At 43.7% G+C, this 26650-nt stretch carries 24 protein-coding genes; 15 read left to right on the top strand and 9 right to left on the bottom strand.

Features of this window, described 5'->3' with window-relative positions:
- Nucleotides 1-5: 5 nt before the first annotated feature.
- From K7G75_RS03745 to K7G75_RS03735, 3 genes are all read right to left on the bottom strand, one after another.
- Nucleotides 6-1430 carry a sensor histidine kinase gene (locus tag K7G75_RS03745; protein WP_222983448.1) on the bottom strand — a complete coding sequence of 475 codons (1425 nt, stop codon included), beginning with the start codon at nt 1428-1430 and terminating at the stop codon, nt 6-8.
- A 182-nt stretch (nt 1431-1612) separates the two neighbouring features.
- Nucleotides 1613-2161 (bottom strand): CopD family protein, encoded by a 549-nt coding sequence (locus K7G75_RS03740; RefSeq protein ID WP_222982884.1) that lies wholly within the window; start codon nt 2159-2161, stop codon nt 1613-1615.
- 87 nt (nt 2162-2248) lie between these two features.
- Entirely contained in the window at nt 2249-5383 is a 3135-nt protein-coding gene (locus K7G75_RS03735) for a WD40/YVTN/BNR-like repeat-containing protein (protein ID WP_222982883.1), read from the bottom strand.
- A gap of 108 nt (nt 5384-5491) precedes the next feature.
- On the opposite strand from K7G75_RS03735, the gene K7G75_RS03730 reads away from it, so the two are divergent.
- From K7G75_RS03730 to K7G75_RS03685, 10 genes are all read left to right on the top strand, one after another.
- Nucleotides 5492-6283: a 3-keto-disaccharide hydrolase gene (locus K7G75_RS03730; RefSeq protein ID WP_222982882.1), complete on the top strand. Its 792-nt coding sequence runs from the start codon at nt 5492-5494 to the stop codon at nt 6281-6283.
- 10 nt (nt 6284-6293) lie between these two features.
- A complete protein-coding gene (locus K7G75_RS03725; protein ID WP_222982881.1) occupies nt 6294-7718 on the top strand; it encodes a Gfo/Idh/MocA family protein in 1425 nt (474 codons plus the stop codon).
- A 57-nt stretch (nt 7719-7775) separates the two neighbouring features.
- Nucleotides 7776-8864, top strand: a complete 1089-nt coding sequence (locus K7G75_RS03720; protein WP_262420236.1) for a DmpA family aminopeptidase — start codon at nt 7776-7778, stop codon at nt 8862-8864.
- 110 nt (nt 8865-8974) lie between these two features.
- Nucleotides 8975-10102 (top strand): SPFH domain-containing protein, encoded by a 1128-nt coding sequence (locus K7G75_RS03715; RefSeq protein ID WP_222982880.1) that lies wholly within the window; start codon nt 8975-8977, stop codon nt 10100-10102.
- 152 nt (nt 10103-10254) lie between these two features.
- On the top strand, nt 10255-11346 hold the full coding sequence (locus K7G75_RS03710; RefSeq protein ID WP_222982879.1) for a TFIIB-type zinc ribbon-containing protein: 1092 nt from the start codon (nt 10255-10257) through the stop codon (nt 11344-11346).
- A 65-nt stretch (nt 11347-11411) separates the two neighbouring features.
- On the top strand, nt 11412-11618 hold the full coding sequence (locus K7G75_RS03705; RefSeq protein ID WP_222982878.1) for a hypothetical protein: 207 nt from the start codon (nt 11412-11414) through the stop codon (nt 11616-11618).
- A gap of 18 nt (nt 11619-11636) precedes the next feature.
- On the top strand, nt 11637-12257 hold the full coding sequence (locus tag K7G75_RS03700; protein ID WP_222982877.1) for a hypothetical protein: 621 nt from the start codon (nt 11637-11639) through the stop codon (nt 12255-12257).
- Between the two features lie 140 nt (nt 12258-12397).
- Nucleotides 12398-13159: a LytR/AlgR family response regulator transcription factor gene (locus tag K7G75_RS03695; RefSeq protein ID WP_222982876.1), complete on the top strand. Its 762-nt coding sequence runs from the start codon at nt 12398-12400 to the stop codon at nt 13157-13159.
- Nucleotides 13160-13252: 93 nt separating this feature from the next.
- On the top strand, nt 13253-13714 hold the full coding sequence (locus K7G75_RS03690) for a nuclear transport factor 2 family protein (protein WP_222982875.1): 462 nt from the start codon (nt 13253-13255) through the stop codon (nt 13712-13714).
- A gap of 96 nt (nt 13715-13810) precedes the next feature.
- A complete protein-coding gene (locus K7G75_RS03685; protein WP_222982874.1) occupies nt 13811-15097 on the top strand; it encodes an SMP-30/gluconolactonase/LRE family protein in 1287 nt (428 codons plus the stop codon).
- Between the two features lie 8 nt (nt 15098-15105).
- Here K7G75_RS03685 and K7G75_RS03680 read toward each other — a convergent pair whose 3' ends face one another.
- Nucleotides 15106-16212 carry a lactonase family protein gene (locus tag K7G75_RS03680; protein ID WP_222982873.1) on the bottom strand — a complete coding sequence of 369 codons (1107 nt, stop codon included), beginning with the start codon at nt 16210-16212 and terminating at the stop codon, nt 15106-15108.
- A gap of 66 nt (nt 16213-16278) precedes the next feature.
- On the opposite strand from K7G75_RS03680, the gene K7G75_RS14815 reads away from it, so the two are divergent.
- The 3 genes from K7G75_RS14815 (at nt 16279) to K7G75_RS03665 (ending at nt 18972) form a co-directional block, all read left to right on the top strand.
- Complete coding sequence (locus K7G75_RS14815) at nt 16279-17295, top strand: helix-turn-helix domain-containing protein (RefSeq protein ID WP_222982872.1); 1017 nt, start codon at nt 16279-16281, stop codon at nt 17293-17295.
- A gap of 72 nt (nt 17296-17367) precedes the next feature.
- Entirely contained in the window at nt 17368-18531 is a 1164-nt protein-coding gene (locus tag K7G75_RS03670; protein ID WP_222982871.1) for a PQQ-dependent sugar dehydrogenase, read from the top strand.
- Nucleotides 18532-18543: 12 nt separating this feature from the next.
- A complete protein-coding gene (locus tag K7G75_RS03665) occupies nt 18544-18972 on the top strand; it encodes a nuclear transport factor 2 family protein (RefSeq protein WP_222982870.1) in 429 nt (142 codons plus the stop codon).
- Nucleotides 18973-18974: 2 nt separating this feature from the next.
- Here the strand turns inward: K7G75_RS03665 and K7G75_RS03660 are convergent, their stop codons facing one another.
- On the bottom strand, nt 18975-20363 hold the full coding sequence (locus K7G75_RS03660) for an MATE family efflux transporter (RefSeq protein WP_222982869.1): 1389 nt from the start codon (nt 20361-20363) through the stop codon (nt 18975-18977).
- Entirely contained in the window at nt 20364-21398 is a 1035-nt protein-coding gene (gene hemH, locus K7G75_RS03655) for a ferrochelatase (protein ID WP_222982868.1), read from the bottom strand.
- 151 nt (nt 21399-21549) lie between these two features.
- Between hemH and K7G75_RS03650 the strand changes: the two genes are divergently transcribed.
- A complete protein-coding gene (locus K7G75_RS03650; RefSeq protein WP_222982867.1) occupies nt 21550-22617 on the top strand; it encodes a mechanosensitive ion channel family protein in 1068 nt (355 codons plus the stop codon).
- On the top strand, nt 22607-23446 hold the full coding sequence (locus tag K7G75_RS03645; protein WP_222982866.1) for an N-acetylmuramoyl-L-alanine amidase-like domain-containing protein: 840 nt from the start codon (nt 22607-22609) through the stop codon (nt 23444-23446). Before K7G75_RS03650 ends, K7G75_RS03645 begins: the two co-directional genes overlap by 11 nt.
- On the opposite strand, the gene K7G75_RS03640 is transcribed toward K7G75_RS03645, so the two are convergent.
- From K7G75_RS03640 to K7G75_RS03630, 3 genes are read right to left on the bottom strand one after another with little or no spacing between them, the layout of a single operon-like run.
- The gene (locus K7G75_RS03640; RefSeq protein WP_222982865.1) at nt 23436-24815 is read right to left on the bottom strand and encodes an MGH1-like glycoside hydrolase domain-containing protein; all 1380 of its coding nucleotides are present in this window, start codon (nt 24813-24815) and stop codon (nt 23436-23438) included. The two genes, K7G75_RS03645 and K7G75_RS03640, sit on opposite strands and share 11 nt — an antisense overlap.
- A 10-nt stretch (nt 24816-24825) precedes the next feature.
- A complete protein-coding gene (locus K7G75_RS03635) occupies nt 24826-25590 on the bottom strand; it encodes a ThuA domain-containing protein (RefSeq protein ID WP_222982864.1) in 765 nt (254 codons plus the stop codon).
- A gap of 10 nt (nt 25591-25600) precedes the next feature.
- Nucleotides 25601-26479: a helix-turn-helix transcriptional regulator gene (locus K7G75_RS03630; protein WP_222982863.1), complete on the bottom strand. Its 879-nt coding sequence runs from the start codon at nt 26477-26479 to the stop codon at nt 25601-25603.
- Between the last annotated feature and the right edge of the window lie 171 nt (nt 26480-26650).

The raw sequence follows: 26650 nt of genomic DNA, 5'->3' as shown, positions 1-26650 counted from the left end.
CCCCGTCACGCTTCTTTTGTGTTTTTTTCCTTCGGAAATTTAATGGTAAAAACCGTTCCTTTCCCAATGTGGGAGGTAAAGTTTATGGTTCCCCTGTAGTTTTCCACAATGTTCTTTACCATCCCAAGGCCGAGTCCCATACCGCTGGATTTGGTAGTGAACTTCGGCTCAAAAATCTTATGTTTCAGGTCGTCTGAAATTCCCACTCCGTTATCGGCCACAGAAATCTTGACAAAATTGCCCTCGCTGGCCACCGTGACCAAAATTCGGGGCGATTCCACATCGGGTAAAGCCTGGATGGCATTTTTTACCAAATTGGTGATGACCCTGATCAATTGGGTGCGATCTAGCTTGGCAATGATTTCCTGTTCATCGCTTATGAAATGGATATACTCCTCGTGGAATATTTCCAAAGCCAGCTTTACGATCTTCACCACATTGAGGGTCTCGTTTTTCTGTGCGGGCATATTCGCAAAGTTTGAAAACGCCCCTGCAATGTTGCTCATGGTGTCTATCTGCTGGATCAATGTCTTGGAAAACTCCTTGATCTTGGTCTGTGCGTTGGGATCCGTGGGATCGAACTTTCTTTCAAAGTTTTGTACGGTCAACCGAAGTGGGGTCAATGGGTTTTTTATCTCATGGGCCACTTGCCTTGCCATCTCCCTCCAGGCCTGTTCGCGTTCGCTACGGGCCAGTTTCACGGCACTTTCCTCGAGCTTGTCGATCATGCGATTGTACGAGTCCACCAGTTTGCCGATTTCCTCTCCCGGATTCTCTATATTGATTTTTTCGTTGCTCCCCGTCAACTTGGTCTGTTGCATCTTGTCCGAAATGGTCTGTAGCGAACGGGTAATGTACTTTGAAATGAAATAGGCCAAAATAATGGCTGAAAGAAGCATCAATAAATATACTCCTCCCAGTCGGAACAAAAACTCCCTCAATTCCATGTTGTTGAAGGAATTGTCCTCAAAATAGGGAAGGTTCATGATGCCAATGGGCTTGAACTTGTTGTCGTTTATATAGGTATAGGACGATTTGTACTTGTCCCCCGCCGCCGTTTTTTCCTCCATATACCGCCTATCGGGACTGATCAAAAGATTGTTCAGGATTTCAGCATCGAGGCAATTGGAAATGGAGTCCGCTTCGAAGCTGGGCCTTGAACTTTTCACCAATCCTCCTTCCAAATCATAAATATTGAAATTGACATTCTGGACGTCGGCAATCTTATAGATCTCGTCCATAAAAATATACTGCAGGTTCTCCTCGGTTATGGGATATGTGGTTTCCCGGAAAACATAGGCTACGCTTTGAAGGATCTGTTCCTCTTTCCGCTCCAGCCTATTCTCATGATAGTCCTGGCTCTGCTCCCTATATTGATAAATGGTGACCCCGGCAATCAATACCGAAGCGATGACCACCAAAAGGATCATGGAGAAAAAAATCCGGGATCGTAGCGAGAGTTTCTTGAACAAGCCTATCGTATTTGGAGTAAATTTAAGCAATTATCGAGCCATGATACTCCTTTATGGTCCAAGTGCATGTTCTGGTTCAAAAAAGTGAAGGGCTTTGATTTGCACTTGAATTTTGTGTTTGAGCTTAAGGCTAGAACTTATTAGGCGTTGGGGTTTTTGTTCCTGATACGTTTGTACAGTCGTATTCCCAACATCAAAAGAATGGCAAGCACAAAAATTCCTACCGTGCCATAGATCCAATTGAATGCGTTTTTCAACACAACCAAAAATGTAGCTGCAAAAAGCACCAGAGTAGCCACCTCGTTCCAAATCCGCATAAAATCTGAGGAGTATTTGATCTCATCACGCTGCAATTGCTTGAACATTTGATGGCATTTCAAGTGATATACAAAGAGCAGCGCCACAAATGCCAATTTTACGTGCATCCATGGTTGTTGGAGCCATTCTGGAATCAATAGAAGCAACCAAATGGCGAATATGGTGCAAAGAATAGCGGAAGGCCAGGTGATGATGTACCATAATCGTTTAGTCATTAGCTTCAGTTGCGTAGAAAGGATTTCCTTATCCGGTGAAGGCTTGTGGGAGGCTTCAATGTGATAGATGAACAGCCTGGGAATATAGAATAAACCGGCAAACCATGTGACCACAAAAATGAGGTGCAGGGATTTGATATAATTGTATAGTTCCATGGCTATGTGTAAAGTGTTTAGGCTAAAGGTAAAAAGTAGATGTGAAACCAATCCCATTTACCCTTTACCTTTTCACCAATACCAAATTTAGTCTTCAACAAAGAGATAATTCAATTTTAGGTTGTTAAACTCAGCATTGAAAGCCTTTATCTCATCATCCACCAATTTATCAAAAGCGGTTAGTTGTGCTTTGATCTTGGTGGAAAGTTCATTTTTGACCGCAATATCCTGTTCCGTTGGCGGAAAATCGTCTATGGATACCAAGCTGTTCAAATGTCCCAGCTTGTTGGTCAACCGAATGGGGAAATTCAGCGGATCTTGATTGCTCCTATTTTTGGTTTGATATAGCGCTTTTTCGATCTCCCCGAAATCTTCCTTCATTTTTTTGGCTTTTTCAACCAATTCTTTGGTGGTCCCATTGTCCTTGTACTGCTTCATAAAAGCATCCAACTGATTGGTAATCTTCCGTACTTTTTTTATGGACTGGTGGGACCTGTCCACTGTTTCATTAATATCCGATATAAAATCATATTGTTTTTGCATATCGGCCACGGAAACCTCAGCCCTCGGATCAGGAAGAATCCGTAAGGTTTGTGATTGGCTTTCCCCATTGACGTTCAAATGAACTTTGTATGATCCTGGAACTGCCTTGGCGCCGTTCAAATTGGCCCACCAGAGGATCATTCTGTCCAGTTTCTCAGCTCCCTTTCCCCGGGTATCCCAAACATGGGTGTTTCCCCCTTGTTTCGGTTTAAGCTTTTTGTCCTTGTCCTCTGCATACGTGCTATACGAAGCCAATGTGTCACCGTTCATTTTGGTATAGGTAAGTGCAATACTGTCTTTTTCCGAAAAAGTCTTTAGATAAAAATGGGTGATAACGCCATTGGGATGGTTTTGTCCTTCCGTCTTGGAGGGTTCCTTTGCCACGGCGCCTTTGGTTCTATAGCTATCCTTAGGTTGATATAAAACGGCGTTGGCCGACTTTTTTGAAGCATCCAATTGATGGAGCACGGTGAGGTCATCAATGACCCAAAGGCTTCGCCCTTGTGTTGCCACAATTAAATTATTGTCTTTAATAGTCAAGTCGGTAATGGGAACAATGGGCAGGTTCAATTGAAATTTTTCCCAATTTTGACCATCATTAAAGGAAATGTACATTCCGGTCTCAGTACCCGCATACAATAGCCCCTTTCGTTTTGGGTCTTCACGTAGTGCCCGCGTAAAGTGCTCATTATCTATCCCGTTGGTGATTTTTGCCCATGTTCTTCCAAAATCCGTGGTTTTGTATAAATAGGGCTGAAAATCTCCTAATTTATATCGTGTTGCCGCCAAATAACAGGTCCCTTCGTCAAAAGCTGAGGGTTCAATACTATTTATCATGCTCCACTCGGGCATATTTGCCGGGGTTACATTCTCCCATGTACTGCCCCCATCTTTTGTCACATGAACCAATCCATCATCACTGCCCACCCAAAGCAGACCTTCTTTTAAAGGGCTTTCATTGGCTGCAAAAATAGTGCAGTAATATTCCACTCCGGTATTGTCCTGTGTGATAGGTCCTCCACTGGAGACCAATTTGGCGGGGTCATTTCTGGTGAGGTCCTCACTTAACAAGGTCCAACTTTGACCCTCATTGGTGCTCATGTGCACATGATTGGAAAAGGTGTACAATTTTTTGGGATCGTGCTTGCTAAAAATGATGGGGAAATTCCATTGGAATCGGTATTTCATGCCTTCTGCTCCATAACCCATGGGGTTGTCAGGCCATACGTTGATCCCCCTAACGGTATTGTTATTATGGTTCACCCTAGTCAAAAATCCACCATAACTTCCGCCATAAACAATATCATTGTTCAAAGGGTCCACGGCAATATGGGCCGATTCACCTCCGGCTGTTTCCTCCCAATCGTCTTCGCCAATGGATTCGTCATCACTTCGATGGTTGATCCTAATGGTGGAATTGTCTTGCTGCGCCACATAGATCCGATATGGAAATGCGTTATCCGTGGTCACCCGATAGAATTGGGCCGTGGGCTGGTTGTAGTACGTACTCCATGTTTCACCTCCATCATAGCTCACTTGTGCTCCGCCATCATCCCCAATGATCATGCGTTTGGAATTTTCAGGGGCAATCCATAGATCGTGATGGTCCCCATGTGGGGCGTTGAAGGTGTTGAAGGTCTTTCCACCATCCGTAGACTTGTGATATTGAACGTTGAGCACATACACAACATCCTCATCCTCCGTGTCGGCATACATACGGGTATAGTACCAAGCACGTTGCCTTAGCTTGCGTTCATCATTGACCAGTGACCATTTTTTTCCTCCATCCTCAGAACGGTACAAGCCTCCTTTTTCTTTGTTCTCCACGATGGCCCATACTCGATCGCTGTTTTTGGGAGACACTGCAACTCCGATAATACCCAGGGTATCTTTGGGAAAGCCTTCATTCTTGGAAATTTCTGTCCAGGTTTCGCCGCTATCCGTGCTTTTCCACAAAGCCGAACCATCACCTCCACTACTCAAACTGTATGGGGTACGCTGTACTCTCCAAGTTGAGGCATATAAAATCCGTGGGTTGGTAGGGTCCAAGGTCAAATCAACCGCTCCAGCCTGGTCGTTCACGTACAGTATTTTTTTCCAAGATTTCCCCCCATCCTCGCTTTTGTACACTCCTCTTTCCTCTGTGGGCTTATAGATGTTGCCCATAACGGCGGCGTAGACCAAATCGTGATTGGTCGGGTGCACTTTGATTCGGGGAATATGGCGACTTTTTTCAAGCCCCATGGGTTTCCACGTCTTTCCAGCATCCTCTGTTTTCCAGACACCGTATCCGGAGGATACATTCCCCCTTACGGTTTTTTCACCGCCTCCCACATAAATGACATTGGGATCACTTTTGGCCACCTCAACAGCGCCAATGCTCCCGCCAAAAAAGCCGTCAGAAATATTTTCCCAGGTACGTCCCCCATCAGTGGTTCTCCAGACCCCGCCACCCGTGGCCCCAAAATAGAAGAGATTGGGTTCACCAGGAACACCCGTAACTGCTGCGGAACGACCTCCCCGAAACGGACCCACCAAACGGTACTCCAAACTGGAATAGAGTTCTTTTGGGTATTCAGGCGATGTTTGGGTATTCTTTCTTCGTTGGGATTGAACAGATGGAATACATAGTGAAAAAGCCAGTAACATTAAACCGACTTTCGGAAAGCAAGTCTTCATTTTCGTATTTGTTGAATTAGTCAGCATTAAATGTAGTGAAAAAGGGAGAAAAAAGGTTTCCCAATATTTTGTACTTTAACCTTCCGTATTTAACCCAATTACATTTCCATGACAAATTATTTCAAGGCTGCCCTCTTCATTTTACTCATTGCGGCCTGTAAGAACCAATCCAAACAAACAGAAGAGGAACAAACTTCCCATATCGAAGCAAAAAAAGATTCCGAATGGGTTTATCTTTTTGATGGTACAAGCACGGAAGGCTGGCGGGGCTATAACATGGACTCCCTCCCTCCCGGATGGACCATTAAGGACAGTACTTTGACCTTTGATACCGAACTGGGTTTAGAGCAAAATTATACTGGTGGAAAGGACATTCTGTACGGGGCTGAAGAGTTTGATAATTTTGAACTTTACCTCGAGTGGAAAATCCCCGAAGGGGGAAATAGTGGTGTTTTCTACCATGTGAAGGAGGGCTATGATGGCCCTCCGGTAGTGGCTCCTGAATACCAGCTCATCGATGATGAAAATTATGCCAACATCCATGATTTGGTGGGGTACAACTCGCTATTTGGTGCCGAGCATCCTGAGTTGCTCCAAGATTGGCAGAAAACTGGGGCCGATTATGCAATGCATACCGCCGATGAATCACAAAAGCAATTGAATCCGGTCGGAGAATGGAATTCCTCCAAAATTGTATTTACCCCTAAGAAGGTAGAGCACTGGCTCAATGGCAAAAAACTATTGGAATTTGTACCATGGTCAGAAGAATGGAACGCCAAAAAAAATTCGGGAAAATGGGACAATGCCCCTGATTATGGTAAGTTTAAAAGTGGGTACATCGCCCTTCAGGACCATGCCAGCCCAATTTGGTTCCGCAACATAAAAATTAAAAAACTATAACCACCAAACCATGAATAAAAGAGAATTCATCAAAAAAAGCAGCGTAGGCGCCTTGGGAATCATGATGGTCCCTTCATTACTGAAAGGATCTGTGGCCAAAGAAAGGTTACGGACGGCACATATCGGTGTCGGAAACATGGGTGCCGCCGATCTTGATGCCATTTCGTCGCACAAGGCTGTGGATGTTGTGGCCCTTTGCGATGTAGATGCCATCAATTTGGCAACAGCACATAAATTGCAACCCAAAGCCCGCATATTTTTTGATTATCGAGTGATGTTGGAAGAAATGGGCGATGAAATTGACGCTGTGATCGTGTCAACGCCAGACCATACCCATGCCCCGGCTTCCTTGCTGGCCATGCAGATGGGCAAACCCGTATATTGCCAAAAACCATTGACACATTACGTGTCGGAATCCCGTGCCATGAAAAAGTTGGCTGCCGAAAAAGGATTGGTGACCCAAATGGGCATTCAGGTGCATTCCTTCTATGACTATAAATTGGCCACATTATTGATTCAATCTGGAATTATTGGAAAAGTGCATACGGTTCATGCCTGGTCTCCCAAAAACTGGGGGTACGATGGGCCATTGCCCGAAGGCGAAGACCCCGTTCCACCGCAATTGGACTGGAACCTTTGGTTGGGAACCTCAAAACAAAGATCTTACAAAGAGGGCATGTACCATCCCGGAAATTGGCGCAAACTGATGGATTACGGCTGCGGCACACTGGGTGATATGGGTGTTCACATTTTTGACACCCCATACAACGCCCTTCAACTGGATGTGCCTAGAACCATCATGACCGAATGTCGACCATCCAATGGTTTTGGGTATCCCGAAAACAACACCGTTACCTACGAGTTTCCAGCGACCGAATACACCACAGAATCCTTGAAATGGATTTGGTATGATGGCCCGGGAGCACCAGAGATGCATGAAGACCTCATGTTGCCCGGTATGCAGGTGAAAAAGGACAAAAAATCCGATGATGAGCGTATGAAGGACAAAATTTCCTTGGATGCGAAAGTGGCCGCTGAAAATGAGCTTCCAGAACAAGGTGCCATGTTCGTTGGGGAAAAGGGGCGTTTACTGTTGCCCCACTTTATGCAGTTGCCCAAAAAAATTAGAAAGGGTAAATATGTCGATATTTCCAAAGAAATCGCAAAGGTTTCCAAGGAGCATAATTTGGGCGAGCCCATTCGGAACTATGATACCGAAGGACCCAAGCATTATCACCAATTTGTGGATGCCTGTTTGGGCAAAGGAGAGACCACGGCCCCCTTTGCCTATGCTGCGCGATTGACGGAGACCATTCTGTTGGGCACCATTGCTGGCCGTTTTCCCGGAGAGACCCTGCATTGGGATGCAGAATCTGCACGATTCAAAGAGGAAAAAGCCAACCAATATCTAGCTGGGGATTATCGGGATTTTTAAAGTTTGAAGCAGGACATGCGATTCATGAATTGGAAAAATTATTTAGTTGTCTTCATCATGGCGCCACTCCTTTCCTTTTCCCAAAACCGCCTTCGGGATTACGGTATTGAAATTGGCGCACTACATCCCGGTCCCTTAAATGGCATCACCGATGTCCCCGGTATACTAGTTGGTCATACAACCTTGATTCAGGGTGATAGCATCCGTACCGGTGTCACGGCAATATTACCTTATGACGGGAACATCTTCCAACAAAAAGTTCCTGCTGCCATTTATATTGGCAATGGTTTCGGCAAACTCGCCGGCTATACCCAAGTAAGGGAATTGGGCAATTTGGAAACCCCAATTGTTTTGACCAATACCCTTTCGGTGGCCACTGCGGTGAATGCAGTGGTAGAGTATACCTTAAATTTTTCCGGTAATGAAAATGTGCGTTCGGTCAATGCCGTTGTGGGAGAAACCAATGATGGTCATCTCAACGATATTCGTGGTATGCATGTATCAGAAAAAGATGTGCTGAAAGCCATCCAAAGTGCAAAATCTGGCCCAGTTACTGAAGGAAATGTGGGTGCCGGAACCGGAACCATCTGCTTTGGTTTTAAGGGAGGCATTGGCACATCATCCAGAATATTGCCAAAAAAATCGGGAGGATACACCGTAGGTGTACTGGTACAGACCAATTTTGGGGGAATGATTAAAGTGGCCGGAGTTGATGTGGGAAAACAATTGGGACATTATTCCGATAACTTCAAATATGCTGTGGACGGCTCGTGCATGATGGTGGTAATGACCGATGCGCCTTTGGACTCCAGAAATTTGGAACGCTTGGCCAAAAGGGCGATGTTGGGTCTGGCAAGGACAGGAGGCATAGCCAGCAATGGCAGTGGTGATTATGTTATTGCCGCTTCCACGGCGGATGCTTGCCGGATTCCGTATGAAAGCGACAAACCCATTCAAACTGTGCCCTCTTTACGAAATGAGGCCATGACCCCTTTGTTTCTGGCCACCATTGAAGCCACAGAAGAGGCCATTTTGAACTCTTTGTTCGCAGCGGAAACCATGGTAGGCAGGGGTGGCCATACCATTGAAGCACTTCCCAAGAAAAAAGTTTTGGAGCTATTGAAAGCTGCCGGAAAAGTAGACTGAGGTTTCAACATCACTTACTGTAACAACCTGCCCCGATTTCATACTAACCTTATGAAAACCTTATACTTTTTTTATAGCTTTAAAGGTCAAACACATTAAAAAACACCACCATGGATATTTTTGGAAAAATCAAGGAAAAACTCAGGAATGAATTTATTGACATTGTTGAGTGGCTCGACTATACCGACGACACCATTGCGCACCGATTTGAACGCTATCAAAACGAGATCAAGAACGGAGCGAAGCTTATTGTAAGGGAAGGGCAAACCGCTGTCTTCGTGAACGAAGGCCAGTTGGCCGATGTCTTTACCCCGGGCACCTATGACCTGACCACCAAAAACCTACCTATATTGGCCACTTTGAAGGGTTGGAAATATGGATTCAACTCACCTTTCAAGGCCGAAGTCTATTTTGTGAACACACATCTGTTCACTGATGAAAAATGGGGCACGAAAAGTCCCATCACTTTAAGTGATGACCGTTTTGGATTGGTAGAGATTCGGGCGTTTGGCACTTATGCCTTCAAGATTTCGGATGCCGGAAAGTTTATCAAGGACATTGTGGGGACAGATAGCAACTTCACCAATTTTGAGATCAATGAGCACCTTAAAAGCTTAATCGCAACACGGTTTACCGATACAGTGGGCCAGGCCAATCTACCCATCGAACTCTACGCGGCAAACACCACCGAACTTTCAGACACCTGTCGTGAAGTGATGGCCCCCGAATTTCAAAGTGTGGGTATTTCGTTGGAGAAATTCTACATTGAAAATGTTTCCATGCCCGAAGACCTCAAAAAGGAAATTTTTGAGTATAGCCGATTGGACAAACTTGACATGCAAAAATTGGCCCAATTCAAGGCCGCCAAGGCCATGGAGGCCGCAGCTAAAAACGAAGGTGGTACCGCCGGGGCCGGAATGGGAATGGGAATGGGCTTCGTATTGGCGCAACAAATGGGACAGATGATGAATCCGCAAATGGGTGGCGCTTCACAAGTGCAACATGTAGGAGCTTCTGTTCCTCCACCGATGCCAATTGCTGTCCAATATTTTTATGCGGTGAATGGAACCCAGCAAGGACCTGTTTCCTTTGAGCAACTACAGGCACTTTTTGCTGGGCGTACCATCAATAGGGACAGTTTGATCTGGAAACAGGGCATGGCCTCATGGGCTCCTCTGAGGGAAGTTGAAGAACTGAAATCGTTTTTGGGAGGAAACACGCCACCTCCATTACCATGACAATAACGCTCGTTCCGTCATTCTGAATCGACCAAAAGGTTGATGAAGAATCCCACGGAACCTACAAGGGCCAATGAGATACTTCACTTCGTTCAGTATGACAAGGAAGTGTATGGGAATCTTCTTTTCATTAAGAATTACAAATAGCGCTTTTGGAAGAAACTGTAAAAACAACCGAACTAAAAAAAGCCTGTATCAATTGTGGGGCGGAGCTTAAATACTTGCCCGGGACCACCAACATCAGTTGTGAATATTGTGGCCATCAAGAAACCATCAAAATTGATGCAAATGGGTTTGAAGAGCAGGAGCTGTATCCGTATCTAAAGGAAATGGGTGCGCAACGGCATGGTGAGGAAATCTCCATGTTGCACTGTAAAAATTGTGGGGCCAACCAACATGTGGAGGAAAACTACAAATCGCTACACTGTGTGTATTGCAGCATGCCATTGATATTGGAGGATGCCTACACCGAAAATTGGATCTTGCCAGGTGCGGTGCTCCCATTTCAGATTGATCAACGGAAGTCGTTTACTATTTTCCAAACATGGGTAAAACGTCTTTGGTTCGCTCCAAATAAATTGAAGAAAGCGGCCTTGGACCCCCAATTTACGAAAGGGCTGTATTTACCCTACTGGACTTTCGATGCCCAGCTTTTTGCCTCTTACACAGGACAAAGGGGGGAATATTATTATGAAACCCGTAGGGTTCGCAATGCCAATGGAAAGATGGTGACCCAGCAGGTAAGAAAGACGCGATGGTATCCTGCCTCGGGGCAAGTTTCCAGCTTTGTGGACGACACATTGATCAAGGCATCCCAACAAAAATCAGGTCGAATTCCGATGAAAATTGCGCATTGGGACCTTAAAAAGCTTCAGCCTTTCCATAGCAGCTTTTTATCTGGATTTGTCACCGAAAAATATACAATCCCATTAAAGGACGGGCATTTACTTGCCAAAGATGTCGCCAATGATATCGCCGAGCGATGGTGCCGCAGGGATATAGGTGGTGACACGCAACGGGTTACCGGCATGGATATGAAATTATCCGAGGAGACTTTCAAACATATTTTGCTGCCTGTTTATGTCAGTGCGTACCGTTATCAGGGCAAGGAATACAATTTTTTCATCAATGGAGAAAACGGGCAAATCTCCGGAACCCGGCCGTATAGTTTTTGGAAGATATTTTTTGTTGTGCTATTGGGTTTGATACTAATTGCCATCATAATATTGGTTGCCGGCAAATAGACGGTTATTGATGGCAAATGATCTATGCTTCTTTTTTTGTTCGTATATATTTAAACTTTTTTAACATGACCACAAAAAAACTATTCGCAACCAGCATGATCATCCTGGTTTTTGCCGTTGCGTGCAAAAATTCTGAAAAAGATGAACAAGAACTCAATCAAAAATTGGAACAAATCGAATCGGTGGAACAAGCCGTTGATTCCACGTTGAACCAAGTGGAGCAAAAAGCCTCAGAAGTTGAAGAAATGATTAAGGAACTAGACAGTATTTAACCAAAAAACTCAAAACTTATGAAACGTATTCTATTGGTAAGCCTTTTCTTCTTGGCAGCACTTGCTGGTGCAAATGCTCAGGGGAAATCCCAAGAAAAAGGAAAGCAAAAGATCGAGGAAGTCCAGAAAAAAACAAAAAAGGAAAAAGAAGCCGTTGAGGAACAGGCCGAGGAAAAAATAAAAGAGCGAAAGGAAAAGACCGAAAAAGAAAAGGACCGCAATGAGCGGGAGCTTGGAAATGAAGAGGATAACCCAATGGATGAAAAACCATTGCACAAGCAGAAGGAAAACAAGGGCAATGCCTACGGAAAGAACAAAGGAGATATGTCCGGTAAAGAGTTTGGACAATACCGCGCATCACAGGCCAAGGAAATGATCGAGAAATCAGAGAGGAAGTTGGTGGAGGACGAAGAGACCCTAATACGCGGAAGAAGGGCATTGGATGATGCGAAAAAAAGGGTTGAGGAGTCCAGGGAAAAAGGAGAGGATTCCGAGATAATCCTGGAAAAAGAAGAGAGCCTAAAAAAAGCAGAGCAAAAATTGGACGAGTTGGATGCCAGCATCAAAAAAGGAAAAGAAATGATTCTGATGAAAAAGGAACAGCTCAAGAAAATAATGGAAGTGGAAGGCGTGCAGTAGTTTGTTTTTTTTGCCAAAAGCGTCTTAACAGAAGAGAAAGGCCCGCCGCTATTCACGGTGGGCTTTTTTTTACTGGCCTATCTTGCAAAACTGTGTTAAAGACCAGACATCCCAACCAATAGATTCTGTATTTTTATGCCATGCAGAGGCGCCTAACATTGATCACCCTTTTTGTTCTTCTCAACATGGGCATTGGCCGTATGTTCCAAGAAAGCTTGGGTGTCACTTGTTTTTCGGAGTTGTCAATTCTTGCTATTACCAGTTTTTTCTTTTGGAACATTTCTTCCAATCAAATTAAGGTCTGGGCAGAAAAATGGGCTTTTGATACAACAGGAAAAAGTATACTCGTTCAGGGAGGGATAGGGTTTTCCGCAACTGTTATCAATATTTTTATAGGGCAGTTGTTGGTTGTTTTTCTAATGACCACTGTATACCAATGCACCTCGCCCAGTTTCAATATACTCAATGCCAGCCTTACTAACAATGTGGCCGTGAACTTGCTTTGCTATTTTTCGTTGCTCTTTTATTTTGTTAGTGTCAAAAAAGACCAACATGTGCCCCAACAAAACGATACGATAGCACAAAAAAGGAGGGTGACTGTCTCAAAAAAAGGGTCTCAATTTTTGTTGGAACCTAATGAGATTGTATATGTGGAGACGAGCAACAATTGTATTGTTCTGCACACGGAAAAAGGCCGGTTTGTAAAATACCAAAGCCTCCGTTCATTTTCGCGAACGCTTTGCCCAAATACGTTCAAACGGATACATCGTTCCTATTTGGTGAATTCAGAATTCATTGATCAAATCCAAAAAAACAATAACGGAGACGGCAAAATTCATTTAAAAACCGGAGACCACCTTAAGTTCAGTAGAACCTATCTTCAGGAACTATCACATATCTAGATTCCGCAACTAACCCCTTTTTTTCCGCAGCTTACACCTTAATTTTATTAAGTTTTAGTTTGCCATAGTAATTTCAATCCTAAAAATCGAAACATGAAAAATTACCATATCGCCCTTGGATTGATTGTACTGATCTCTTGCCAAACCAAAAAAGAGATCGACCCTACTTACATAACAATTCCCCAAGAAGACCAAAAAATCCTGAGAAACTTAAAAGAAGTACAATGGCCCAAGGCCTATCGGGAACAGGATACCGTCTTGCTGAACGCCATTCTCGGAGATGATTTTCAGATGGTAGATGCTAGTGGGGAATGGTCCAATAAAGCCATGGAGCTCGAATGGATAAAAGAACATGCAATGGAAAACGATTCCTTTTTTTATGAGATAAAACGTTTGGATGTGTTGCCCAACGGTACTGCGATGATCTGCGGTACAGGCCATATTTTCAACGATTCTATTGAGACCATCTATCAATCCAGCAACGTTTTGATCAAGCGGAAGGGCGTATGGAAAGCTATAGCTTCCCATGTATCTGGGATTAAGAAGGTGGAATGATTCCAAGCACGGTCCATTCAAATTCTTGTTCAGTTTAACATTTTATTCAAGAGCACAGGTCCATTTTTCAAGTAAATTGTACTAAACAAGCAACCCATGAAAAAACTTTTGTGGTCTTTCATGATTATTTCATTAAGCTTAAAGGCGCAGACCGTTGATTTAGCTTTTGAAAAAGATTTGATTCCAGAAGGGATCGCTGTGCATTTACCATCGAATAAAGTATACCTCAACAGTCTGGTAAAGAACAAAATTGTTCGAAGCAATCTCGATGGATCCCATCCGGAAGATTTTATAAGCACAGGTCAATATGGGTACCTCTCCGGTTTTGGCATGACCATAAAAGGGGACACTTTGTACGCCCTGGGCAACAGTCTTGCAAAAACCAACAATAAATCCATTTTGCTGTTACTGGATATCACTTCGGGGAGGTTGATTGGATCCTATTCACTGAACCAACCGGATTTTATCTATCTCAACGATATTGCAATCAGCTCCAAAGGCGATGTTTTCATTACAGATTCAGAAAGCAACAACATATATACCATCAACAAGTCCAAAAATCAACTAGAGGTGTTTTTCTCCGATGACCAAATAAAACACCCCAACGGGATTGCTATTTCGCCGGATGACAGGTTGCTGTATTTTGCCTCGTACACCCATGGTATTCGCATTTTGGACCTTGCCACTAAAAAACTGATCAACAAACCTAATGATCACAAAGGAATTGACGGCATGAAATTCTACGGTAACAGTTTGATTGCCATTGTGAACAGCAAACGGGATGCCACCCAAAATGGTATCTATCGATTTTACCTAAATGAAAAAAACTCGGAGGTGGTCCAAAAAGAGAAATTGAAAAACTTTGCCCGCTCCTCGGATATCCCAACCACCTTTGATCTACATGGTGACACTATCTTTTTTATTGGGGATTCCCAATTGGATGTGTTGAATCAAGAAACCAGTGAAATTATTGATGCCTCTACTTTGGAAAACTACCGCCTGATTATTCATAATATGGTAGATCAGGGTAAAGAATCAGAAAAAAATACCGTGTTCTCCAAAAGGTATTGCACAGAGATTGGCCGATTTGACCTGCTGATTGATAATGATGAAGTCGCGGGGGCCTATTATCTTGCCCATAAGAAGGCCCTTGGAGGTGTATGGGGGCGGCTAAAGGGAAACATCATGACCGGAAGATGGCATGATGCCGACGGAAAAGGCGATATCGTCATCACCTTTAATGAGGACTTTTCATTTTTTACCGCGGATTATCGCAATGAAAACGAACCGGAAAAATGGTACAAAGATTCTTGGCATGGTGCCCTTAGGCCCAATGATTCAAATACATTCTCATTAAATGAAAAAACCTATCGCTGCGAGTGAAGCTGGTTTCAGTGATTCAAAAATGCCAAGCAAACCGGACTTGATTGTTTCGTTTCACTTGCGAATTCCAGAGTTCCGGTTTCAAAATCCCTTTTGAATACCACAATATTGTTGCTCCTTTGATTGGCCACCAATAGAAAATTACCCGAAGGATCCAAAGAAAAATTACGGGGCCAGTCTCCATGAACGGATTCCCTGCCTTTTAAATCGAGCATTCCTGTATTGGGGTCAACACCAAAAATTACGATGGTATTTTCCCCACGGTTCGAGCCGTATAAAAACTTACCATCTGGCGACAAATGGATGTCGGCACAAGAATTATTCCCGTCGAAGTTTTCATCTAAGGTCCCAATGGTTTGCACTTCATGGTAACCGTCATCAGTACTTGCCTGAAAAACAGTAACGGTGGAATTCAACTCGTTGATCACATAAAGTATACTGCCGTCATCATTGAAAGTAAAATGTCTTGGTCCGGCACCCTCTGGCAAAACAAGGGATTTCTGATTCCCTGGAACAAATTTCCCATTCCCTTCTTGGTAGCGCATTATGGCATGTAGCCCCAAATCCGCCACAAAAAGTCCATTTTTGATAAACTGGGCCATATGTGCATGCGGCGTGAGGGTCGAATCTAAAACTTTATGATCAATAACTTGCGGGTTATCGCCCAACGAGCCGTCCTGTTGCAAATTAAAAATGGCAACGTTTCCGCCCGTGTAATTTGAAACAGCGAGATACCCATCACCGGATAGCGATATGTGACAAGGATGGGCTCCCTGAGATCCCATACTGTTAAGCGCGCTCAGAATTCCATTATCTAGTTTAAAAGTGGTGACTCCACCTCCTAAACTATCAAAATCGGCGGTTTCTTGAACAGCGTAAAGATGTGAACCATCCTTGGAAATGGTCAAGTACGACGGATTGGGAAGTTTGGCGGCCAAAGTATCCTGGGTCAGACTTCCATCACCAGCATTGAAAGAATACCTATAAATACCTTCGCTCTCCCCATCTGTGTAGGTGCCTATAAAAAGGGTGTGCATAGTTTCTTTTTCGGGTTGGTCGTTGCAAGCTACAATAAGTAAGATAGCCATACCGCATGCTATGGTGAAATGTCTCATCCGTTATTCATTTGCTTTCTAAATTACTGAAAGAAAACCAATCCTTTCAATTTTTATCTTTATTGCGTGGAACAGAAAACCATAATCCTAGTGCTATGTAGCCTTGGTATTGCCCAGGGCCTTTTTCTCTGTGCCTATCTGCTAACGCTTCAGAAAGGGAACAAAATGGCACACCGGATTTTGGTTTTGGTGATTTTGGGACTCGTCCTGCGGATTGGCAAATCCATACTCAACGTCTATCTGGATCTGGAACCCTGGCAACGAAACATCGGCATAGCAGGTATACTTTTGGTGGGACCCTCATTATGGCTCTATGGAGGTTTACTGTTTCATAGGTTCAAAGAAATACAGGGTGTCCAATATGCACATTTCCTGCCTTATGTGCTGTTTATGCTACTCAGTCCATTGATTCCCAATCGAGCCGATCTCCTTTCCTATGTAATCTATTATGCAGTCTTTGGCCATCTTTTTGTCTATCTAATTTTAGCTGCTTCCCTGTTACGGAAATATGGATATATCGCACAACCAAAACTTCATCAATGGTATCGAAACCTAGTTATTGGAGTAGGCCTCATTTGGTTGTTCTATATTGGCAATATCACTGGATTGATTCCCTTTTATATTGGTGGTGCGCTCTTCTTTACTTTATTAGTCTATATGTTTTCTTTTTTATTGCTCCGCAATCATACTTTTTCCCTTGAAAAATACCAGGGCTCGAAGATTGATGCAGACTCTGCCAAAAGTGCAATGGAATCGTTGGGTATGCTTTTGGAGCAGAACGAAGTGTTTCTAAACCCCAAATTGGCAATGTCCGAAGTTGCCGAAACTTTGCAAATATCCCCGAGAGTGCTGTCACAGGTAATCAACCAGCAAAAAGGAATGAATTTCTCTGAGTTTGTGAATTATCATCGCATTGAAAAAGCCAAAAAATTGCTCTCTTCACCAAAAAGTTCTGATGAAAAAATGGCATCCATCGCCTATGACTCAGGTTTTGGCAATGTCACTTCGTTCAATTTGGCATTTAAATCATTTACTCAACAGACCCCTTCCGAATTCAAAAAGAAACATAAGAACAGTGGATAATTCGTTTTTAAAATCATGATTTTTAAAGTCCCTTTGAGTTAGAATCATGTGCTTTGGCTAAAATTCTTGGCCATGAAACACGCTTTGACCATCCTACTTTTGATATTGACCGCATGCCAGCAGCATGAAAAGTTAGCATCGAAAACAGAACCTATTATCCCGAAAAAAGAAGTGGTATTTGAAGGATTGAACCGCCCTTGGAGCATTGCTTTCCTCAATGAAACGGAAGCACTTGTTACCGAAAAAAATGGGGATATGGTCCTAGTAGACCTAGTTGCCAAGACCAAAAGAACCATCAAGGGATTCCCTACTGACCTCGCGGACAGTATAGGTGCCGTTCATTTTGGTGATAACTCAGGAATCTTTGAGGTATTACTTCACCCGGATTACAAAAAAAATCAGAAAATCTATTTTTCCTATGCCGCAAAAAAACCAGGTGAGGGCAAAACCACCAAGTTTGCGCAGGCCACACTCTCCAAAGATTCAATTCAAGATTTGAAGACCATTTTGGTTGCTGAGCCCTATTCAGACATCGATTATCACTATGGCGGAGGAATGGCCATTGGAGCGGATGGCAAATTATATCTTACCGTAGGAGAACGCCTGTTCTGGGAGCACGACGAACCTGAAATGCCAATTGCACAGGATGTATCAGATCCTCGGGGTAAAATCCATCGTTTTAATTTGGACGGAAGCATTCCCAAAGATAATCCAGACTTGGGTAAGGATGCGGTTCCAAGCATTTTTGCCTTAGGTATCCGGAATACGCAAGGTATTGCCCTACAGCCCGAAACAGGTAATTTATGGTTTACAGAGCATGGTACCCTCCAAGGGGATGAGATCAACCTGCTTCAGGCTGGCGCAAACTATGGTTGGCCCAATCGAACCACAGGTAGCTTACGAAGTAAAGAATACAGCCCGCCCAAACTCGAAGATGTGGTTTTTAGCCCGCCAATTTGGTTCTGGCAACATACCGTTGCCCCAACTGGATTGTGCTTCTACACAGGAGATGAGTTTCCCCAATGGAAAAACAACCTCATCGTACCTGGTCTTTCCCGGGGCAGTCTTTGGCGTTTTCGTATTAAGGGAGATACCATCAAAAGTGTCGAGGAACTCTTTTTAGATGAACGGGTTCGCTCAAGAAAAGTGGCCCAAAGTCCCGAAGGCAAACTGTATTTGCTCACGGATGAAGAAGATGGGAAAATCGTCAGAATCAAACCCAAATTACAACAATAAATCCCGCTAAAAATGAAAACAACTTTTTTCTTAATCGCCGTAGTGCTATGTCTACAACTATGTGCTCAGTCAGAGGAAGATTTGGTCCGTGAAACACTCAATAAGTACTTGGAGGGCTCGTCCTACAGCGACCCGGAGATGATCCAATCTGCATTTTATGTTGAAGCTGACCTATTTCTGTCCAAAGAGGGGCAGGAACTATGGGTGTTGACCCCTAAAGAGTATTCTGCACTTTTTGAAGTGCGGCCCAAAGGAAAATTTAACGGTCGTGAAACAACCATACTATCGATTGACTTGCACCACAACATTGCAACCGCCACAGCGGAAATAAGGATCACATCCAGGAACATGCGATTTATTGATATTTTCTTGCTCAAAAAACTATCGGGAGAATGGAAAATCATCAGTAAAGCAGCCACTTTAATGCCCAATGGAGAGTAGTCTTAGACTGCTCCCGTTCTCAAGCTTCTGTCTATTTCTTTCTTCAAGAAGTATCCGGTGACAATGGTCGCCAACACATCAGCAATGGGAAAAGAAATCCAAACTCCAATCTCACCCAATAATTGTGGTAACAAAAGAATCAATGGGATAAAAAAGAAACCTTGTCGTGTCAATGTCAACAATAATGCTGGAACGGCCTTCCCAACTGCCTGAAAATAGGCAGCGCCAATCAGTTGTAGTGCAATAATGGGTGTGGCAGCAAAAACGAGTCGCATGGCAAAGGAGGAATGTTCCAAAACAAAGGCATTGGCGGCGAGTTCCTCCGGAGAAAGTCCGGGCTTATCACTCAAGAACAAAGATGTAATCTCTGCTGGAAACGCCATTAAGACAATGAATACCAATGTAGCCACCAAAGCTGCGTACTTGATCGCTGTGTATATGGATTTTTTAACCCTTTCATATTTCAACGCGCCATAATTGTAGCCTGCAATGGGCAAAAAGCCCTGTGTAACACCAAAAACGGGGAAAAGGGCGAACATCAGCATCCTTCCTATAATGGCATAAACGGCCACCATGGCCTCTCCGCCAAGGTTGAACAGGATATTGTTCATGAGCAAATATGTGATACTGGTGACGGCCTGCCTGGCCAGGGTAACAAAACCCAACGAGCCTATTTCTTGGAGAATGGGTTTATCCAACCCAAAATGGGACAGGTTTATTTTCAGTTCGGAATTCTTGGATAGAAAAAAATAGAAAATGTAAAAGAAGCAAAGGAGATATCCCCCGGTGGTTGCCCAAGCGGCACCGTGCATCCCCCAATCAAAAACATAGATGAAAATGTAGTCCATCAGTAGGTTCCCAACCGACGGTATGATCATGGCAATCATGGCAAATTTTGGCTTCCCCTCTGCACGGATCACAGTATTTCCCATCATACAGAGGGCCAAAAATGGGATTCCGTACAAAATGATGGTGTAATACACTTTGGCCGGGTCAAAAATGCTCCCCTTGCCCCCAAAAGCAGGGATAAGCTCATCCACAAAATAGAGTCCCAATGCCACCATGGTAACGGTGACCAACAGGGTCAATGTGATTTGGTTTCCGAATGTCTTTAGTGCTTTCTCCCGATTGTCGGCGCCCAAGGCCCTTGAAATTATGCTGGAACCGCCAATCCCAATGGCCATTCCCAAAGCGGCAATAAAAAATGAAACGGGTAAGACTACATTGATTGCAGCGATGGCTATGGAACCAATCCAATTGCCCACAAAAATGGAATCGACCAAGATGTTCAGCGACATGACCAAAATACCGATAGATGCCGGTACCGCTTGCTTGATCAAAAGCCTGCCAATAGGTTCAGTCCCTAGTTCGTCTGATCGGACCTTTGCCATTTACACTGGCAGTTTTTCTTCAGTCTGCCAATCTTTGATCCATTGCGACATTAAAGCTGCCCAATCGTCACGGTCATTTAAACACGGAATGTGAATGAAATCCACTCCACCCGCTTCTTGAAACTCTTCCTTGCCTTCCATGGCGATTTCTTCCAAAGTTTCCAAACAATCGCTCACAAAGGCAGGGGTTATCACGGCTAATTTTTTTATCCCTTCCTCGGCCAGTCGTTCAAATTCCTTATCAGTGAAAGGTTGCAACCAAGGGTCGCTTCCGAGTCTGGATTGGAAGGATGTGCTGATTTTTTTTGGGTCAAGTCCCAGCTCCTTTTTTACCAGTTCTGTTGTGGCATAGCATTGGTGGCGATAGCAAGTATGGTGCGCCACGGAATTGGTTGAGCAGCATTTCCCATCAATTTTGCAGTGGAATTTTGTTGGGTCGGATTTTCTTATGTGCCTTTCGGGTATCCCATGATACGAAAATAGGATGTGATCGTAGTCGAAGTCAACCAAGCCTTCTTTGATGCTTTTGGAAAGTACCTTTATGTAATCCGCATTATGATAAAAAGCAGGAAGGGTGGTCAATTTCATTTCTGGAAAATGATTCTCCTGATCTTCCATCGCCTTTACCACCACAGTCTCGTAGGACGACATGGCGTAATGTGGATACAAGGGGACCAAAAGTGCATCGTCCACCCCTTGGTCATTCAATTGCTGCAAAGCGTTTTTGATGCTCATGGAGCCATACCGCATCCCCAATGCAACTGGAATATTAGTCTGTTGACGCACTTTTTCGGTAAATCTTTCAGAAATAATGATGAGCGGAGAGCCCTCCTCCCGCCAAATCTTGGCATAAGCTTTTGCCGAGCGCTTGGGTCGGGTGTTCAGGATAATCCCCCTTACAATGATGTTTCTAAGAATGGGATTGACATCGATTACCCGCTCATCCATCAAAAATTCATCCAGGTATGGTTTTACATCTTTTGGGGTTGGGCTGTCTGGCGAACCCAAATTGATCAATAGAACTCCTTTTGGCACGGCTATTTCTTTTAAGCTTCAAAAATACGACATGGCACCCATTTAACATTTTTCCGCACAAATTACTTTCTTATGGATAGATAATGAATTTCAATTCAGAATTGGCATTGCCCTTTCCCTTGGTATACTTTTCTACCTTATTTTTGTTTCTATGGACAGCTTCTATGAAAACGTTTCCAAGGAATCCCTTCTATACTTGGGAATTGCCCTTGCCGTTCTGGTTTTTTTGTATTGGATGATCTCATTTCTTTTGAAACGTCTGGGCAAAAATCCAAAATACTTGCTCCCTGATGGGTCTTTCCGGAAATTGGCGCCATCCTTGGTACTGATTTTCCTATCTATCATCCTACGGATGAATGCCCTGAGGGACCTATTGAACCTGGAAGACTATACGCTTTGGTTCCGAAAGGCGAGCACTTTGCTTTTCATTTTTGCCATGACCTGGTTGGTGATAAGGGTCCTAACGATTGCCAAAGAAATTATTTTAAGGAATTACGATGTCGGTGAAACCGACAATCTGAAAGCACGGAAGATCTATACCCAGTTTACCATTTTGGAGCGCATCATCATTTTTGTTGTAATTGTCCTCGCGATTGGCTTGGCGTTGATGAGCTTTCAGGAAATTCGTGAAGTTGGTATCAGCATTTTTGCTTCAGCAGGGGTTGCGGGTATCATCATTGGGTTTTCTGCACAAAAGTTTATCGGGACCATTTTGGCGGGCATTCAAATAGCGATTGCCCAACCCATTAAGTTGGATGATGTGGTTATTGTGGAAAGTGAATGGGGCCGCATTGAGGAAATAACCTTGACCTATGTGGTGGTGCGTATTTGGGACAAGAGGAGATTGATTGTACCCACGCCCTATTTTATTGACAAACCTTTTCAAAATTGGACAAAAACCTCAGCGGATATCATGGGCACCGTTTTTCTGTATGTGGATTATATGGTCCCGTTTGATGCATTGCGAAAGGAGTTGACAAGGATACTTGAAAATACGGAACATTGGGATGGCGAGGTGAATGTATTACAGGTTACCGATTCCAAGCCCACCCATGTTGAGATTAGGGCCTTGATGAGTGCCAAAGATTCCCCAACGGCCTGGGAGCTTCGCGTACACGTGCGGGAAAAATTGATTGAATTCCTTCAAAAAAACTATCCTGAAAGCATTGCAAGGACCAGGGTTATGTTACAGCAAGTTGGAGATGAAAATGAAAAATAGGAGTATCCTTATTTGTTTGCTTTGGGCGGTATTTGTGAACGGTCAACATATCACCTGCTCCCCAGAGGACAGTGTTCGATTTGGGGCAAAAATGAAAACTCTAGAAAAAATCAACACTTCCAGTTTGGGAGATATGATAATCCAATTGGGGAAATCATTCATGGGAACTCCCTATGTTGAAAAAACCTTGGAAGTGGGCGAAACCGAAACCTTGGTGATTAATTTTGGGGGGCTTGATTGTACCACTTTTGTGGAAAATGTGCTGGCCTTTGCGCTAACATTGAAACAGGAAGAAGGTTCGTTCAGCCATTTCACGGAAAATTTAAAAACCATTCGGTATCGTGATGGGAATTTGGATGGCTATCCCTCTCGTTTACATTATTTTACGGATTGGATTCGAAACAATGAGAAAAAGGGTATTGTACGAGACATAACCTCTGAGCTGGGCGGAACTGAGTTGAAAAAAGCCATCAACTTTATGGGAACACACCGAAATTTATATCCCTTTTTGGCCAATGATGCCAACTTTACCGCAATGCAAGCAGTGGAAAGGGAGCTGGCGGAAGAAACACTCTGTATTTTGCCCAAGGACCAAATTGAAAAACAAGAACATTTAATTTATTCCGGAGATATAATTGCACTTGCAACATCCATAAAAGGATTGGATGTTACCCATACAGGAATTGCAATCCAACATAAGGGGAGATTGCATCTTTTGCACGCTTCCAGCAAAAATGGCGAAGTGGAAATAACGGAAGAACCCTTGGCCGACTATTTGAAGGGCATCAAAAGCAATATTGGAATTATTGTAGCTCGCCCTACGTTTTGATGTATTCGTGATACATGGCAATCGGAACCAGCCCGGTCCACCCACAAAAATCTTTCTTGGCAGGCATCCCATAGGATATTAAATCGGGAGCATAGTTTTCCCAAAAGGTATCCGTGGCATCAAACACCTCGGCAATAGCCGAATAGGTCTTTTCGGCCAAGTCTTGTGCCAAGTCATCCTTTCCTACTACACTCAGCCCTTTTAAAACCATATAAGAGGTAGGTGCCCAAACGCCCCCCAACCAATAATCGCCCCAACCTTTGTAATCAGGATCATCAGCCGAAAGTGCGGGGAGTGGAATTTTTCGATAAAACTCATCTTGATTTGTCAAATGGGCGACAAAGGCATCTAACTTATCCTCCGGAACCAATTCGCCCAGCAGGGTCCAGTACATGCCGATATGCTTTCTTTTGATTTGCTTGCCATAACCCAAATCATAATAAAAAGCATCTTGGTCGTCCCAGCAAAGTTGGTTCAGTGCTTCTTTTACTTCTTGATGAAAGGCAGCATACTGCCCAAGGTCCTCGGTTCGACCTATTTCCTTGGCAATGAAATGCAATTGCTTGGAAAGCATGGCCATTTGCGCGGTGAAATCAACCAATCTGCCCTGTTTGTTCCAAACGCCCTGTAAGGTTTCCACATAATCCGCAATGAACATGTTTAGTCTTTCCTCCGCCGTGGAACCGCCCATTTTTCCAAGTTTGTCACCCAATTCATGATGGGTCATGCCATTGCCTTCGTCTGTGGTCCAGTTTCGGGGCGAGCGGGGTATGTTGTCCATGCCCATGCCAAGGGTATCTCCCCAAAAAAGCTTGTCCTCACCTTGGTAGGTATTCACCAAAAACTCAAAATTTTTCTTTAGAAAGGGATAGGCGTAGCGCAATCTATCCTTGTCTTGCTTCAAGTTGTAAATCTCCGTCTCGGCCAAACCCAACAAAGGTGGGTTTATTGACACCGGGTGTTCCTTGGACCAAAGTGGTCTGCCATCTTTTCGGTATTCCCGACAGATGTAGCCATCTTCTTCCATCCTTTCATAGAAATTGTCCAACGCCTGATACACTGGCAATTCATCCATATGATATTTGGCAAAGCAAGCTATGAAACAGGAGTCCCAAAGAAATATGTTATCTGAAAAGGCAGCATCAACAAAGGGTTTCTTGAAAAAAGTTTCGCTATCCCCGCCCCGGACCTTGCTCTTGGTAATCTCCAACGCCTTGGCATACATTCTTTCGCTCAGTTCTGGGGTCACTTGAAAGCCTAGAGGCGTTGCGGACTTAACTTCTTCTGAAATACCATCCTTGCAGCTTATAGCCACAGTACTTCCCAAGGTTGCCAAGCCCAAGGTCTTATAAAAATCTCTTCGTTCCATAATATTGGATTTAATTTCTTTTTAAACACCATTCAATTGCTCCCAGGAGATGCTGCCGAAACGCAGGCTCATCAAAAGAGGCTTCCGTATGCCCTCCTCCAGTGTAATAGGTCCTGCCTCCATCAAATTTGTGGTACCAGGCTATGGGATGGCTTGTGCCATTGGTTCCTCCGGAATAACTGTTTTCGTCCAAATTGAGTAGGACCGTGACATTGGGATTCAAGTCTTTATAGTTGTACCACTCGTCACTTCTGGACCATTCATCGTTTAAATGGGCCGTGGAGGCATGGTCTTTACGCAGGACATCGATTTTTGCTTCCAGCACATTGGGGTTGTTGGGGTGACTTTCAAAATAGCCTCCCACCAATTTGCCGTACCACGGCCAATCATATTCGGTATCGGCAGCTGCATGGATTCCCAAAAAAGCCCCTCCATTCTTGATGTAGTTTTCAAAAGCCCTTTGTTGCGCATCGTCCAATACATCCAAAGTGGTGCTCAAGAAAACGACCAACTTGTAATTTTTGAGGTTTTCATTGGTGAAGTCTTCTCCCGCATCTGTTTGTAGCACTACAAATCTGTTTGCCCGACCCAATTCCCTTAAGGTTCGCACCCCTTTTTCAATGGATGTATGTCGGTAGCCCGTGGTTTTTGTAAAAACCAGTACGAGTTCGGGCATTTTTATACTGTCGTTTTGGTTGGGTAATGAATTTTCTTGTGCACTTAACTGAAAAATAGCGCAGACAATCCAAATTATGGATGGAACAATCATTTTCATTCTGTCGGTTTTAAGCATTTGAAGTTAAATATTTTTTGGGGGTGGTGCCATATTTCTTTTTGAAGGAGGCTATAAAATGGCTCGCGGTGCTATATCCCACTTTAAGTCCTACCTCATTGACATTGTGCTTTCCTGTTTCGAGCATTTTGCGGGCGTACTCCATTTTGTAATCGAACAAAAACCCGTAGACGGAATCGCCATAAATCTGTTTGAAACCCTCTTTAAGTTTTCTTAGGCTCAATCCTATTTCCTCTGAAAGTTCGGTCAAGGTTGGAGGTTCTACCATCCTGGAAATCATGATTTCCTTGGCCATCTTAATGCGCCTCACATTGTCCTCGTCCGCCAGGTATGGGCATTGTTCGAGGTCTGCTTCTTCCGTTTTGTTGAAATAAAGGGAAACCAGCTCGTACACCTTGCCTTTAACGTACAGTTGTTTTACTGAAGGGTGAAGGTTGTAATTCATAAGTTGACTTAGGACCACAGCTATGGCAGGAGACACCATTTCTTGTGCGTAGTATTTTTTTTCCTTATTGTCACTGCTTAAAAAGGGAATGTAATCCGCTTCCTTGGAAAAAAGGGAATGGAACATACGGATGGTCATTACAACGGACAACAGCCAAGAATTTGGGTATACCATTAGGTGCAGCGGCAAATCTTTTTGGGTGTTATAAAGCAGCAATGAGTTTTCCTCGGTTACTTCCAAATGGTAGTTCCCTTGATTAAAATTGAACTTGGACCTGCCTTTCAGGCAAAAATGAAACTGGATGTGGGAACTGTCAATTTCCCTTTCAATTTCTTTTGGTTCCCTTGTGTCGTTCTGAATTTTAAGGATAAAGAACCCATCATCCACCAGAATTTCATCAAACGAACCTTTGGCGACATTTTCCATGGCTAAACTTGATTAAATGAAATTAAAATTTCAATTTAGAATGACTCTAAATAAATTTATATTACATCAAAGTTAGTAATAAAATCAATGCTTCTGAAGTTTTTTTATATCATGTGCATGGAAAAGGCAGAGACATTTGGGACATAGTTCCCCTAGCGTTATTTTTTCATC

The sequence above is a fragment of the Flagellimonas meishanensis genome (assembly GCF_019880545.1).
In the GTDB taxonomy this organism is placed as follows: domain Bacteria; phylum Bacteroidota; class Bacteroidia; order Flavobacteriales; family Flavobacteriaceae; genus Flagellimonas; species Flagellimonas meishanensis.
The sequence above is the reverse complement of the archived record's forward strand: the minus strand, read 5'-3'. Positions and strand labels throughout refer to the sequence as shown.